This window comes from Nonomuraea diastatica (genome assembly GCF_004349015.1).
Lineage (GTDB): Bacteria > Actinomycetota > Actinomycetes > Streptosporangiales > Streptosporangiaceae > Nonomuraea > Nonomuraea diastatica.
The window spans coordinates 26,767-38,992 of the sequence record NZ_SMKP01000015.1; the positions used below are offsets into that span (position 1 = coordinate 26,767).

Below are 12,226 nucleotides of genomic sequence, written 5' to 3' on the forward strand. Positions count from 1 at the left end.
CCGGCGAGCTGTGTCCGGTGGCGCCTGCGTCACCACCAGCCGAAGGCGAGCCAGGCCAGGAGGGGTGCGACGACGATCGAGATGAGACCGTAGGTGAGCAGCTGGCGGAACAGGCGGGGCCTGACCGAGGGCTCGGCGGCGCCGAGGATGAGACCGCCGGTGATGCCGAGCGGGTTGATGTCGACCAGCACCGACGCCAGAGCGAGGGCGAGCACGCCGCCGACCGGGGAGACGCCGGCGGCCACCAACGGGGGCAGCAGCGGCATCACGGTCGCGAACACCGCGATGGAGCTGGCGGCGAAGGACGTGACGCCGGCGATGTAGCAGAGCACCAGCAGGCTGAGGAGCGGCGATCCTTCTATCGTGAGCAGGTCGCTGATCTGCTTGAACGCTCCCAGGTGCTGCATCAGGCCCACGTAGGTCAGCAGGCCGCCGATCAGCAGGACCACGTTCCACGGGATCCTGGACACGATCGCGTCGACCGGCAGCCGGAACACCAGCTGCAGGACCAGCGCCGCGGTCAGGCCGAGATAGCCGACGTTCATGTCGAAGCCGACGGACAGGGCGACGACGGCGAGCATGCACAGCAGGGTGAAAGCACGTGCTCCGGGTCGCCTCTGCGGTGCCGCGGGCGCGGGCGCGGCGACCGTCGCCGTCCCGGTGCCGCCGCCTGCGCCGGACGCCGGTTCCGGCGCGGTGACGCCGGACGCCGGTTCCGATCCGGTGGCGCCGGACGCGGGCTCTGGCGCGGCGGCGCCGGGCACATCCCCCGAGACCGGGGCCCGGCCGCGGGGGATGCCGCCGTTCCACATGCCGATGACCAGCAAGGCCGCGCACACGGCCAGACCGGCGAGCAGCCCGCCGCTCAGGAAGGCCACCGGCGCTGAGCCGGGGAGGCCGATGCCGAGCTTGGTGCTCAGCTCGCGTGCGGTGACGCCGTAGACGGCGAGCGGCGAGAGCAGCCCGCTGATGATTCCGGTGATGCCCAGGACGGCGGCGATCAGCGGCGAGGTCCGGTACCGCGCGGCGAAGCCGAGGGCGATCGGGGAGACGATGGCGGTCGCGGCCGCGGGGAGGGTGCCGGCTGCGGTGAGCACGGCGCCGATGGCGAAGGGAACCAGGGAGATCAGCACCAGCCGGCCGCCTGCCAGCCGTAGCAGCAGATCGAGTAACCAGTCGAGGGTCCCGTTGCGCTGGGCGACGGCGAACAGGGCCGTCACCCCGACGATGAGCACGAAGAAATCGGCCGGGAAGAACGCCGTCACGTCGTTCGCCGCCACACCGGCGGCGAGCCCAAGGAGGAACGCCGCCGCGAGGGCGCCCAGCCCGAGGTCGAAGCCGGGTATCAGGGTCGCCGCGAGCAGGGCGGCCAGCACGATGATGGACAGAGTCGCCAGGGTCATGAGCAGGCTCTCTCTCGGTCAGACCACTCCTCGGTGGCGCAGGTCATGGATCTCTTGCTCCTCGATCCCGGCGAGGTCGCGCAGGACTTCGGTGGTGTGCTCGCCGAGGGCCGGCGCGGTGTGGCCGATCGTGGCGTCGAACCCGGAGAAGCGTCCGGCAGGCGCCTGCATGAGCCGTGGGCGGCCCGTCCTGTCGTCCGGCACTTCCACCACCGAGCCGCGGGCGCGGATGTGCGGGTCGGCGCAGATGTCCGCCGCCGAGTTCACCGGCCCGGCGGCCACGCCGGCGTCGACGAGCAGCGACATCAGCGGTTCGAGGTCGTGCGCCGCGACGAAGGCGGCGACCCGCGCCTCTATCTGCTCGCGGTGCTCAAGCCGGGCGGTCATGGAGTCGTGTACGGCGAGGTCCGCGGCGTCCATGACCTTGACCAGCCGGCGCCACATCTGCTCGGTCGAGGCGGGCAGGGCCAGCCAGCGGCCGTCACGGGTGCGGTAGAGATCGTTGGGGCTGATGTGCGGGTTCTGGTTGCCCTGGCGCTCGCGGTTCTCGCCGGTCGCGCCGTACTCGACGATGAAGTCCTCCATCATCCGCAGCAGCGGCTCGTAGAGGGGGATGTCGGCCAGCTGGGCCTGCCCGGTGAGGTCTCGCTGGCGCAGCGCGAGCATGGCGGCGAACGCGGCGTAGATGCCGGTGACGCCGTCGGCCACGGGATAGCCGGCGAAGAGCGGCGGCCGTTCCGGGGCGCCCGTGCGGTAGGTCAGACCCGCGAACGCCTCCGCGACGCGGGCGAAGCCGGGCCGGTCGGCGTACGGGCCGGTGCGGCCGAACGCGCTCACCTGGACCATCACCAGATCCGGCCGGTACGCCCTGAGGTCGTCGAAGTCGATGCTGAACCGGCGCAGCGTCGCCGGGCGGAAGTTGGTCACCACGATGTCCACGGCCGCGGCCAGCCGGCCGACCAGGCCGGCCGCCTCGGCGTGGTGCAGGTCGATCGTGACGCTCCGCTTGCCGCGGCCGAGCATCGCCCAGGCGGCCGACTCGCCGTCCTCCAGCGGCGGGTAGTGGCGCGCCGGGTCGCCCGTGGCGGGATGCTCGACCTTGATCACCTCGGCGCCGAACTCGCCGAGCAGCGAGGACGCCAGGGGGCCGGCCAGGATCGTCGACACGTCCAGGACGCGCACTCCGCTGAGCGGACCGTTGGCCACTGGATATTCCTTTCACCTCGGGAACATCGGTTGCGGGATCGGTGTGACTGCCGTCACCATGCCGTGCCATCGGCGTGCGGGGAAGACATGGAAGGAGTTCACAGGTGGAAGGTTCTGCCTTTATGGTGGCGCGGTGCGGGTGGAACGGGCGCGTTACTTCCTGGCCGCCGTCGAGACGGGATCGTTGCGTGCGGCGGCCGCCCGGTGCGGCGTCAGCCAGCCCACGGTCGGGCAGCAGATCGCGTTGCTGGAGGAGGATCTCGACGTCGTCATGCTCACCCGCAGCCGGCACGGCGTGCGCCCGACACCGGCCGGTCAGGCCCTGATCGAAGCGCTGCGCCGGCTGGTGGAGGCCGAGCTGGCGGTGCGCGAGTCGGCGATGCGGTCGAGCGGCGCATACCGCGGCCGGGTCCAGATCGGCGGCGTCACGGTGACGGTCGAGACCATCATCGCGCCGGTCGTGGGCCGGTTGCGCCGACATCATCCCGGGCTGCGCTTCGCCGTCCGCGAGGGAGCCTCGGCCGCCGTCGAGACCGCCGTGCTGGACGGCGCGCTGGACTTCGGGGTGATCACCACGCCGCTGACCCCTGCGGCGCCGGGGCTGCGCCGGATACCGCTCATCTCCGCGCCCCTCGGGGCCTACGCGCGCACCGACCATCCGCTGGCCGGGCGCGAGCACATCCACTGGCGTGATCTCGAGGCGTGGCCCATCGTCACCATGCGGGCGGGCACCGTGATGTGGGAGACGTTGCACCGGCACGTGGCGGCCCCGGATGTCGTCGTGCAGGCCATGTCGGCGCGGACCGTCAAGGTGATGGTCGGCCAGGGCGTCGGGCTCGGCGTCCTCGCCGGGTTCGACACCTCGGCCGACATCACCGACCTGGTCTGGCTTCCCCTCTCCGACGCGCAGCCCGTCCACCTGTGCCTGACCCAGCGTCAGGACAGCAGGCCCTCGCCGTCGGCCCTCATCGTCCAGCGGCTCATCCGCGCCAGGGCCGACGAGCTGGCCGGCGGCACGGCCTCAGGCGGTCCGGTCAGCTGATGGCGCAGGTGTTGACCACGTCTCCGGAGGTCTGCCGGGGAATGGTGGCACTGGGCGGGGGCTTGTGGCCGCGGAGGGCCGTCCAGCGTTCGAGGGCCTCGAACGCCGTCCGCATGCAGGGAAGCAGGGGGCGCATCCTGTCCGGGAACATGTCGTACTCGCTGTCCAGGTGGGAGGCGCCTTCTATCCTGTAGTAGCGGTGCTGCCCGGCCTTCCCCTGCGAACGCACCAGCGCGGCGTACGGGTCGCCGTGGACCTTGATCGGCAGCAGGGTGTCCAGCGTCCCTTGCACGGTGATCAGCGGCTTGCCGATGCGGCCGCTCATCGACGCCCGCCGCACCGCCTCGTGCACGCTCTTCGGGCGCGCGTAGTAGTCGTAGTCGGTGTCGCAGTTGGGCGTGCCGCTCTCGCAGAACGGGATGCCCGCTTCCAGGTCACCGTCGTAGTCCGGGTCGATTTCCTCGCGGTATCTGCGCTGTGTGCCGTCCCAGATGGAGCGGTAGTTGAAGTCCCACAGGAACTCCGAGCCCGGCGCGAAACCGGCCCGCAACATCGCGGCGTGCGCTTCGGGGTCGCCGGTCTGCGCGTACTTGGGGTAGTTGCGCAGCGCCACCGGCAGGTAGACCAGCGCGTTCGAGCCGTCGTCCGGCGGCCAGAGCGTGCCTTCGGCGTCGACGCCGCCGTCGTACAGCTCGGGGTGGTTCTCCAGCGCCCAGCGCACCAGCTGGCCGCCGTTGGAAATGCCCGCCGCGTAAGTCCTGCTGATCGATCTGCCGTAGTGGCGGGCGACGGTCGCCTTGGCGGCGATCGTGACCTGGGTCATCCGGTGGTACCACTCGAGGATGGCGTCGCCCGGCCGCTTTCCGTCCTTGAAGAACTCCAGTCCGCCGTTGCCCTTGTCGATCGAGGCGTAGGCATAGCCCTTGGCCAGCACCCAGTCGGAGATCGTGAAATCGTTGGCGTACTGGCGGCGGTTTCCCGGCGCGCCCGCGACCACCAGCCCGCCGTTCCACTTCTTCGGGAGCCGGATCACGAACTGGGAGTCGTGGTTCCAGCCGTGGGTGGGGTTGGACGTGGAGGTGTCCGGGAAATAGCCGTCGATCTGGATCCCCGGCACTCCGCTCGGGTTGCGGGTGGCCGCCGAATGCAGCCCCGCCCAGTCGGCGGCATCGGTGTGCCCCGAGGCGACCGTACCGGCGGTGGTCAGGTCGTCCAGGCAGGCGGCGACCTGATGCCGCGCGCCCGGTACGTGGGCCTTGCCCATGCGGGAGCAGCGGGTGTCCGCCAGCGCGGGCGACGCCGCCGGCACCAGAGGAATCGCCACGAGCGACGCCAGCAGGGCCGAGAAGACAGCAGATCTGCGGAGGAGAAGGGGCATGTGCGACTCCCTGGGGCCCGGTCCGCTGAGCCGGCCGGCCTGGCTCAAGGCGCTATGTGGGCGTTCATCTCTGGTTCGATCTCGATCACGAAGGTTACTAAGCGCATAGTCAGGTGCGGACGGGCCGCTTGTCAACAGGTGAGGCGGCCGCAGGGCGCGGGCTCACTCGCCGGCAGCGTCGTGGGACGGGGTGACCAGCTGCAGCGCGAGGCCGGCGTAGAACTCACCCAGTTGCTCCGGCGAGTCGGGGCCATCGAGCCGGTACCAGCGGACCAGGTCGATGCTGAGCGACAACATCGCGCGCGTGACCCGCTTGACGTCGACCTGCGCGAACGCCCCGTCGGCGACGCCGCGCGCGACCGCCTCCCGGAAGTATCCGTTGGTCTGGTGGCGCAGCTCCACGATCTCGCCGTAGTGCTCGGCCGTGAGGGCGTTCAGCTCCATCTGGCAGACCCGCGCGGTCACGTGGTGGCGGGCATGCCACACGGTGTACGCCGAGACGATGGCGCGCAGCCGGTCCGCCGAACTCTCCAACGCCAGGATGGACGGGTCGCGTACGCGCGCCAGGACCCGCTCGTGGCCGACCCGGATGATCTCGAACAGGACCAGTTCCTTCGAGGGGAAGTGGACGTAGAGGGCAGCCGGGCTGAGCCCGACGCCGTCGGCGATGTCGCGCGTGGTCGTGGCGTGGAACCCGTTCGTGGCGAAGCAGCGCACCGCCGACGACAACAGGCGGCGCTGCACCTCACCCAGGTCCTCTCTCCACAGTTCGGGGGAATGGTCGCGCAGCCGGGGATCGTCCGCCACGTCCTGTGTGGTGAACCGGGCCTGCCGTCTGGCCATCCGCGACCCTTGCCCCTTCGACTCCGAATTCATGGTTTCGATGCCGCCCGCGGCGCCCGCCTGACATGCGGGCCTTGCCCCGCCACGAGCACCGGCACGAGCATTCTACGAGTGACCATGGGCTTGGCCGTTCGCCTGACCAGTGGCCCTCAGGAGAGTTCCTTCGTCTGCGGCCGGCCGTACTTCGCGAACAACTCGGGCACCTGGGCGGAGTCACGGGCGGTCGCGAGGGACAACGTCAGCAGGAGCCGCGCCTTCTGGGGGAGCAGATCCTGGGCAGCGATCACTCCAGGCACGTCCGCGTGGACGGCACCGGAGGAGTTGCGGTTGGCCGCGACGAGCGCCACGCCGCGCTTGGCCGCGGCCTGCGCCTGCTGGAACTGCTGCGGCGAGGGCGTGCCCGCGAAGACCAGCCCCTTGGCCCCCGCATCGGTGAACGCCTTCACCGATTCCCCGCCGGCCTGCGCGTAGGTGTAGACGATCTCGGTCTTCGGCAGCTTGCCGCGCGAGATCTTCGACAGGTCGAACGGGGTCTTCGCGCAGGTCCGCGCAGGTGCGCGCAGGAGTGTGACCCCCTGGTCGCCGATGGCGCCGAGCGGGCCGGTCTCGGGGGCGGCGAAGGTGTTCAGCCGCTGGGTGCTGGTCTTGGTGACCTCCCTGGCTGCGAAGATCTCGTCGTTCAGGGTGACCACGGTGCCGAAGCAGTGCGTACGACGGCTCGCCGCCAGGCGGATCGCGTTGTAGAGGTTGGCCGGCCCGTCGCTGCTGATCGCGGACCACGGACGCATGGCACCAGTGATCACGACCGGCTTGGGGCTGCGAACGGTGAGGTCGAGCCAGTAGGCCAGTTCCTCCATGGTCTGGGTGCCGGTGGCCACCACCACTGCGTCAGCGGTGGCCAGTTGCCGGTCGATCAGGCGGGACAGGTCGTGATACTCGGCCAGACTGTAGCCGCTGGAGCCCTTGCCGCCGAAGTCCCGCACCGACACCTCGGCGACCTCGCCGACCTCGGGCTGCAGGGATTTCACCAGGTCGGACGTCGGCAGCCGGCCAGGCTTGTAGCTCTCGAAGCTCACCCGGCTCCGCGCCTCTCCGGCGATCGTTCCGCCGGTTCCGATCACGACGACCGTCGGCTTCGTCGTGCTCGTGGCGCTTGCCGCGGCCATCGCGGGCGCCGTACCAGCGGCGATCACGACGGCGGCTGCGGCGGCGGCAAGGATGCGCTTCATCATCAGGGGGCTCCTCTGTATCGGGTCGACCCTGATTCTTCACATTTCAGGCGGTCAGGACAGTCACGCGCACCGGTGACGTGAAGGTGGGGTACGCCCTACCGCGATCAGGTGAGCGAAAGGCATCCCGTGCTCGCGCACGGACCGGCCGGGCGGCGCGCGAGCAGTGCGGCCTTGCCGGCTAGGAGCTCCGGCGGTGACACGTCCCTGATGTTCCCCCACGACGTGTCCCCGCGATGGGCACAGACCCAGATGTCGCCGCCGGAGTTCACGAACACACCTTCCTGGCCCGTCACGCACGACCGGATCACGGAGATTCGGCCGGAGATCAGGAAATGCCGCAATCTCTCGAAATACACACGGCTGGTGAATCTGCGCGGCGCGAGCTGCTCGGCGGCGACGAAGCCGTCGCCGCCCTCGATGCGGAGACCCGCCGGCTCCTGGCCGCCGCGAACTGGCCCACCGCCAGCCCGATGCGCTTGGGCGTCGGTCGCTAGCCGGCGGTCGGTGGAGCGTCGTGGTCGGGTGCGGAGGGCGTCTGCGTGAGCCGCCCGAGTTCTTCCAGCGCTGTGACCAGGTCGGCGATCTGATCGAGTGTGGCGAAGGCGTGTTCGGCGCCGCCCGGGTCGACGCCTTCGAACAGTTCCAGCCCGACGAACGCGGCGGAGGCCGCCTTGGCCAGCCCGGCGACGTCGACGAGTCCCGAGAGCAGGCTGCCGGCCAGCACGCGTCCGAGCACCCGCTCGATCTCCTCGGTCCACAGCGCGAGCCCGGCGGCGGTGGCGGGTGCCAGCCGTGGCTGCGTCTGCGCGCCGGCCAGCAGTTGGGCCAGGACGGCGACATGGCCGCCGTCTCGCTCTGCGGCGTGCAGGTCCCGGCCCAGTGCCAGGAGCTCGCCGAGGGTGCGCACGGCGTTCAGGCGCTCGCGGTGGACGGCGACCCGCTGCTCGGCGCCGTGGCGGCAGGCGGCGGCCAGCAACTCGTCGACGCTGCCGAAATGGTAGAAGACCAGTGCCTGGTTGACCCCCGCCGCGGCGGCGACGGCACGCGCGGAGGTCCTCGCGATGCCCTGCTCGGTGAGCGTCGTGAGTGCGCCTTCGAGCAGTTTCGCCCGCGTGTCCTTGCTCATGCCCGCGCTTCCTCACGGACCGGCCGCAGGTCGGTGCGTACGCCATGGGCGCCCACGTCGATGTGGTCGGCCGTGAAGGAGCCCTCGTAGCCGAAGAGCGGTCCGAAGTAGCGGTTGGAGACGGTGACCCGGATGCGGAAGCGCCCCGCCTCGTCGTCGTACGATTCCCTGACCACGGCGTCGCCCCTGATCAGGGCGGGCACACGGGTGTCCACCGGGCCCTCGCGGAAACGCTGCTCGCCGGAGCGGATGACCAGGGCTCCGCTCCGGTCGGCCTGGACGTGCAGGTCGGTGGCGAGGTGCTGGTGGGTGCCGAGGTAGTCGACGATGCAGCCGCGTTCGGGGCTGAAGACCATCGTGGCGTCGAACCGTTGAGGACGGCCCGGGAAGGCGAAGGTTCTGACGAAGGTGACCGTCTCGCGGCCGAAGGAGTCCCGGTAGGGGACGTTCTCGATGGTGAAGGGGATGTCGTGGCCGCTGCGCGGCACGAGGATGTGCCGTCTGCCGCCCAGGGCCAGGAAGGGCCGGGTCCAGCCGCTTCCGTGCCAGACGTGATCCATCACGCCGCGGCCGACGCAGGCCTCGCCGCTGCCGAGGCCGACGGAGAAGCGCCGCTGGATGCGCGGGTGGAGCCGGTCGAAGCCGGCACCGAGGGCCCGATGGAAGATCGAGGTCATGACCACCTCAAGGAGTTCAGGAGGGCGGGCGGGGTGGCGGCTCCGCGTTCGGGCGGGCGGCGCAGGCAGCGCCGGGCCGCCGGCGTGTCACGCGAGGGCGGCAGCCAGACCGCGGCGATCGCCACCGGTAGGGCGGCCGGCGGCGCCACCGCCGCGGCCACCGCGATGGCCAGCGCGCGTGCCGCCACGTCGGCGAGCGCGTGCCGCAGTGACCGTTCGGGCGTGACGCCACGCTCGCACCACAACCGCAGCCGGTCGAACGACCAGGCGGTGGCCCATCCCATGAGCGGGCGCAGGACGAAGCGGTCGGCGATCCGGCCGGGGCGCCCCCAGCGCGGCTCGTAGTCGTAGCCGGTGAGGAAGCGGATGCCGTCGCCACCGGGGATGTAGCGCCAGTAGCCGCGGCCTTCCGCGATCAGCGAGAGGGGATGCGGGGAGGCGAAGCGGAGAGCCGAGGTGCGAGTACCGTCGGGGCGCCGCTTCTCGCCTGCGGCGATGCCCGTTCCCGAGACGAGGAGACCCGGCAGGAGGCGGACTCCGTACCTGAACCGCTGCGGCTCGCCCTCCGCGCGGGCCAGGTGGTCGATGTGGGTGAAGCGCAGGTCCCAGCGCCGGTGGTGTGCCGGGTCCTGGGTGCGGTGCCAGAGCAGATCCAGCTCGGCTCGGATGCGTGCCTCCACGTACAGCTGCATTGCCGTCCCCCCGTTTTGAGCGATCGCTCAAGACCTGAAGTCTACGATTTGAGCGCCCGCTCAACAAGGGGTGCACCGCAAGCGCATGACCTTTTCCGCTCGGTACGTGTCCCGATATGACCGCGTATTTCCGTTAACTACCGATCTAACGTGGAGGCCGGTCTCACGAGAGATCGACGATTCGGCACATCGAGGAGCAGGTCATGTTCGCAATCCCGCGCCGCCCGCTGCGACGGTTCGCCGGCACAGGCGCAGCCACTCTCGTGTTCTCCGCGGCGGTGATCGGCTTGGCGCCCGGACCGGCCTCAGCACACTCCCTGTCCGACATCGTGCGCTCGTCGGAGGGATGCGGCTGGTCATCGGGGACCTACACCACCCAGGACTCCCGTTCCGCCGTCAACAGAAACGGCTCCAGGTACGGCACGGTGTACCTGCTGTGGAGCGGCTCGTACGGGGAGAACTGCGTGGTGACCCGCAAGGAGAGCTGGCACGGCACCGCCACCTGGACCATCGCCCAGCTCTACTACCGCAGCTCGGGTAGCGGCGCCGAAGGCGTCGTGCAGGACGAGGGCCAGTACGGCCACTACGCCGCGACCACCCAGAAGACCGCGGGGCACTGCGTGCGCTTCTACGGCGCGATCAGCAGTGGCGGCCACGGCGGCCCCCTCGCCTCGGGCTCCCGCGACGAGTGGGGCAACTGCGGCTGACGGCGCGGCGCGGGTCGTGGCTCAGTCGGCGGCGGAGACGAGCCCGACCCGGTAAGCGAGGACGACCGCCTGCACGCGGTCGCGCAACTCCAGCTTCATCAGGATCCGTGACACGTAGGTCTTCACGGTCTCGACGGTGATGACCAGTTCAGCGGCGATCTCCGCGTTCGACAGGCCGGCGGCGAGCTGTTCGAGCACCTCGAGCTCACGGGGGGTCAGCGCCCGCACGACCTCCTGCCTGGCCGGGTTTGCGGTGTCGGCGGGGCGGAGGCGGCCGGCGAAGTGGCCGATGAGGGTGCGGGTGACGGCGGGCGCCAGCAGGGCTTCGCCGCGGACGATCGTACGCACGCCGTTGACCAGCTCCGTCGGTCCGGCGTCTTTGAGCAGGAACCCGCCGGCCCCGGCCCTGAGCGCTTCGTAGACGTACTCGTCGACGTTGAACGTGGTGACGACCAGCACTTTCACCGGAGTGGCCACGCCGGGTCCCGCCAGCTGCCTGGTGGCCTCGATGCCGTCGAGCACGGGCATCCGGATGTCCATCACGACGATGTCCGGGCGCAGCCGCCGCGCCGCCTCCACCGCGGCGCGGCCGTCGGCGGCCTCCCCGACCACCTCCATGTCGGGCTGGGCGGAGAAGATGGTGACGTAGCCGGCCCGCACGAGTTCCTGGTCCTCGCAGATGAGCACCTTGATCGGGGTGTCGGTCATGCCTGGATCCTGACGGGGATGAAGGCGCGGACGTTGAATCCTCCGTCGGGCCCGCCCGCGGCGACCAGGTCGCCCTCCAGCATGCGCAGCCTCTGGCGCAGCCCGTCCAGACCGCGCCCGCCCGAGGGCACGGCGGGTGCCGCGCCGGCGGGCCCGTCGCTGGTCACCTCGATGGCGATGCGGTCCGGCTCGTGGTGCACCGTGACCCGGGTGGGCCGTCCTGTCGCGTATTTCATCGCGTTGGTGAGGGCCTCCTGCACCACCCGGTAGGCGGCCAGCTCCACGTCCACGGCCTGCGGCCGCGGCTCGCCGTGCTCGGCCAGCTCGACGGGCTGGCCGGACGCGCGGGCCCGCTCGACGAGGTCGCCGATCCTACCCAGCGCCGGCGTACGGTCATCCGTGGCAGCCTGCTCGCCGGTCGCCTCCAGCACGCCGAGCAGGTGCCGCAACTCCGTGAGAGCCCGCCGCCCGGTGTCGCTGATGGCGGCGAGCCCGGCCTCCGCTCGATCGGGCGCCGCGCCGACCACGTACTGGGCCGCGTCGGCCTGGACCACCATGGCGGTCACATGATGCGTGACCACGTCGTGCAACTCGCGGGCGATGCGTGCCCGCTCGGCGGCCTTGGCCACGTCCGCGGTGAGCCGCCGGCGCTCGGCCTCCTCCGCCTGGCGGCGGCGCATCCCCACGCCGGCCATCCAGACCACCACCAGTGCCAGGTAGAACGCGAGGAAGTCCTGGACACGATTGGGTGATCCGAGGCTGTTCAGGACGACCGCCAGCGTGGCATAGCCGGCGCTGGCCGCCGCGGCGAGGCCGAGACGGAACCGGGCTTGATGGGCTCCGGCCGCGTACACCGCCAGATAGAGCCCGATGCTGGCGAATGTCGGCGGGTAGGCCAGCGTCTGGTGCACGGCGAAGGCGGTGCCGACGACCGCCAGACAGGCCGCGGGCCATCGGCGGCGCACGGCCAGCGGTGCGGACTGTGCCAGGCCCAGCGCCACGGCCAGCGCGTCTGCCGGGGCATTCGGCAGGTCACCGAGCTGCGCCGAGATGACGGACAGAGTCGGTACGAACGCCAGCAGCGTGAGCAGCGCCGCGAGGGTGCCGTCCTTGGCGAACGTGGAGCGAGCACGCCAGGAGTCCGGCCAGGAGCGGACGGTGTTCGGGACGTTCGCGAACATCCGGCAAGACTAATGGCGGACACCTCGCCCG

Annotated in this window: 12 protein-coding genes; 2 read left to right on the forward strand and 10 right to left on the reverse strand. The window is 71.0% G+C overall.

Features of this window, described 5'->3' with window-relative positions; all coding sequences use genetic code 11:
- Nucleotides 1–29: 29 nt before the first annotated feature.
- Both E1294_RS07555 and E1294_RS07560 read right to left on the reverse strand, forming a co-directional pair.
- Nucleotides 30–1,403 (reverse strand): SLC13 family permease, encoded by a 1,374-nt coding sequence (locus tag E1294_RS07555; RefSeq protein WP_132506164.1) that lies wholly within the window; start codon nucleotides 1,401–1,403, stop codon nucleotides 30–32.
- A gap of 18 nt (nucleotides 1,404–1,421) precedes the next feature.
- Nucleotides 1,422–2,609, reverse strand: a complete 1,188-nt coding sequence (locus E1294_RS07560) for a CaiB/BaiF CoA transferase family protein (protein WP_132506166.1) — start codon at nucleotides 2,607–2,609, stop codon at nucleotides 1,422–1,424.
- A 133-nt stretch (nucleotides 2,610–2,742) separates the two neighbouring features.
- On the opposite strand from E1294_RS07560, the gene E1294_RS07565 reads away from it, so the two are divergent.
- Nucleotides 2,743–3,651, forward strand: a complete 909-nt coding sequence (locus E1294_RS07565) for a LysR family transcriptional regulator (RefSeq protein WP_165977146.1) — start codon at nucleotides 2,743–2,745, stop codon at nucleotides 3,649–3,651.
- Here the strand turns inward: E1294_RS07565 and E1294_RS07570 are convergent.
- The 6 genes from E1294_RS07570 to E1294_RS07595 form a co-directional block, all read right to left on the reverse strand.
- Nucleotides 3,644–5,029: a 3-hydroxybutyrate oligomer hydrolase family protein gene (locus tag E1294_RS07570; RefSeq protein WP_132506170.1), complete on the reverse strand. Its 1,386-nt coding sequence runs from the start codon at nucleotides 5,027–5,029 to the stop codon at nucleotides 3,644–3,646. The two genes, E1294_RS07565 and E1294_RS07570, sit on opposite strands and share 8 nt — an antisense overlap.
- Nucleotides 5,030–5,191: 162 nt before the next feature.
- Entirely contained in the window at nucleotides 5,192–5,872 is a 681-nt protein-coding gene (locus E1294_RS07575; protein WP_132506172.1) for a TetR/AcrR family transcriptional regulator, read from the reverse strand.
- Nucleotides 5,873–6,021: 149 nt separating this feature from the next.
- Nucleotides 6,022–7,104, reverse strand: a complete 1,083-nt coding sequence (locus E1294_RS07580; RefSeq protein WP_132506173.1) for an asparaginase — start codon at nucleotides 7,102–7,104, stop codon at nucleotides 6,022–6,024.
- A 490-nt stretch (nucleotides 7,105–7,594) separates the two neighbouring features.
- Nucleotides 7,595–8,230, reverse strand: coding sequence for a TetR family transcriptional regulator (locus E1294_RS07585; RefSeq protein WP_132506174.1), 636 nt, complete (start codon nucleotides 8,228–8,230; stop codon nucleotides 7,595–7,597).
- Nucleotides 8,227–8,907 carry a DUF4166 domain-containing protein gene (locus tag E1294_RS07590; RefSeq protein ID WP_132506175.1) on the reverse strand — a complete coding sequence of 227 codons (681 nt, stop codon included), beginning with the start codon at nucleotides 8,905–8,907 and terminating at the stop codon, nucleotides 8,227–8,229. Before E1294_RS07590 ends, E1294_RS07585 begins: the two co-directional genes overlap by 4 nt.
- On the reverse strand, nucleotides 8,904–9,599 hold the full coding sequence (locus E1294_RS07595) for a hypothetical protein (RefSeq protein ID WP_132506176.1): 696 nt from the start codon (nucleotides 9,597–9,599) through the stop codon (nucleotides 8,904–8,906). Before E1294_RS07595 ends, E1294_RS07590 begins: the two co-directional genes overlap by 4 nt.
- Before the next feature lie 203 nt (nucleotides 9,600–9,802).
- Here E1294_RS07595 and E1294_RS07600 point away from each other — a divergent pair, with 203 nt between their 5' ends.
- Nucleotides 9,803–10,306 (forward strand): hypothetical protein, encoded by a 504-nt coding sequence (locus tag E1294_RS07600; RefSeq protein WP_132506177.1) that lies wholly within the window; start codon nucleotides 9,803–9,805, stop codon nucleotides 10,304–10,306.
- Between the two features lie 21 nt (nucleotides 10,307–10,327).
- Here E1294_RS07600 and E1294_RS07605 read toward each other — a convergent pair whose 3' ends face one another.
- Together E1294_RS07605 and E1294_RS07610 are read right to left on the reverse strand one after the other, a co-directional pair.
- Nucleotides 10,328–11,014, reverse strand: coding sequence for a response regulator (locus E1294_RS07605; protein WP_132506178.1), 687 nt, complete (start codon nucleotides 11,012–11,014; stop codon nucleotides 10,328–10,330).
- Nucleotides 11,011–12,195, reverse strand: coding sequence for a sensor histidine kinase (locus E1294_RS07610; protein WP_132506179.1), 1,185 nt, complete (start codon nucleotides 12,193–12,195; stop codon nucleotides 11,011–11,013). The genes E1294_RS07605 and E1294_RS07610 overlap by 4 nt, the downstream gene beginning before the upstream one ends.
- Nucleotides 12,196–12,226 lie beyond the last annotated feature (31 nt).

Bases quoted from the DNA above. Each gene is read 5' to 3' on its own strand.
- E1294_RS07555 (WP_132506164.1), bottom strand. From the start codon at position 1,403: ATGACCCTGGCGACTCTGTCCATCATCGTGCTGGCCGCCCTGCTCGCG.
- E1294_RS07570 (WP_132506170.1), bottom strand. From the start codon at position 5,029: ATGCCCCTTCTCCTCCGCAGATCTGCTGTCTTCTCGGCCCTGCTGGCG.
- E1294_RS07575 (WP_132506172.1), bottom strand. From the start codon at position 5,872: ATGGCCAGACGGCAGGCCCGGTTCACCACACAGGACGTGGCGGACGAT.
- E1294_RS07580 (WP_132506173.1), bottom strand. From the start codon at position 7,104: ATGATGAAGCGCATCCTTGCCGCCGCCGCAGCCGCCGTCGTGATCGCC.
- E1294_RS07585 (WP_132506174.1), bottom strand. From the start codon at position 8,230: ATGAGCAAGGACACGCGGGCGAAACTGCTCGAAGGCGCACTCACGACG.
- E1294_RS07590 (WP_132506175.1), bottom strand. From the start codon at position 8,907: ATGACCTCGATCTTCCATCGGGCCCTCGGTGCCGGCTTCGACCGGCTC.
- E1294_RS07595 (WP_132506176.1), bottom strand. From the start codon at position 9,599: ATGCAGCTGTACGTGGAGGCACGCATCCGAGCCGAGCTGGATCTGCTC.
- E1294_RS07600 (WP_132506177.1), top strand. From the start codon at position 9,803: ATGTTCGCAATCCCGCGCCGCCCGCTGCGACGGTTCGCCGGCACAGGC.
- E1294_RS07605 (WP_132506178.1), bottom strand. From the start codon at position 11,014: ATGACCGACACCCCGATCAAGGTGCTCATCTGCGAGGACCAGGAACTC.
- E1294_RS07610 (WP_132506179.1), bottom strand. From the start codon at position 12,195: ATGTTCGCGAACGTCCCGAACACCGTCCGCTCCTGGCCGGACTCCTGG.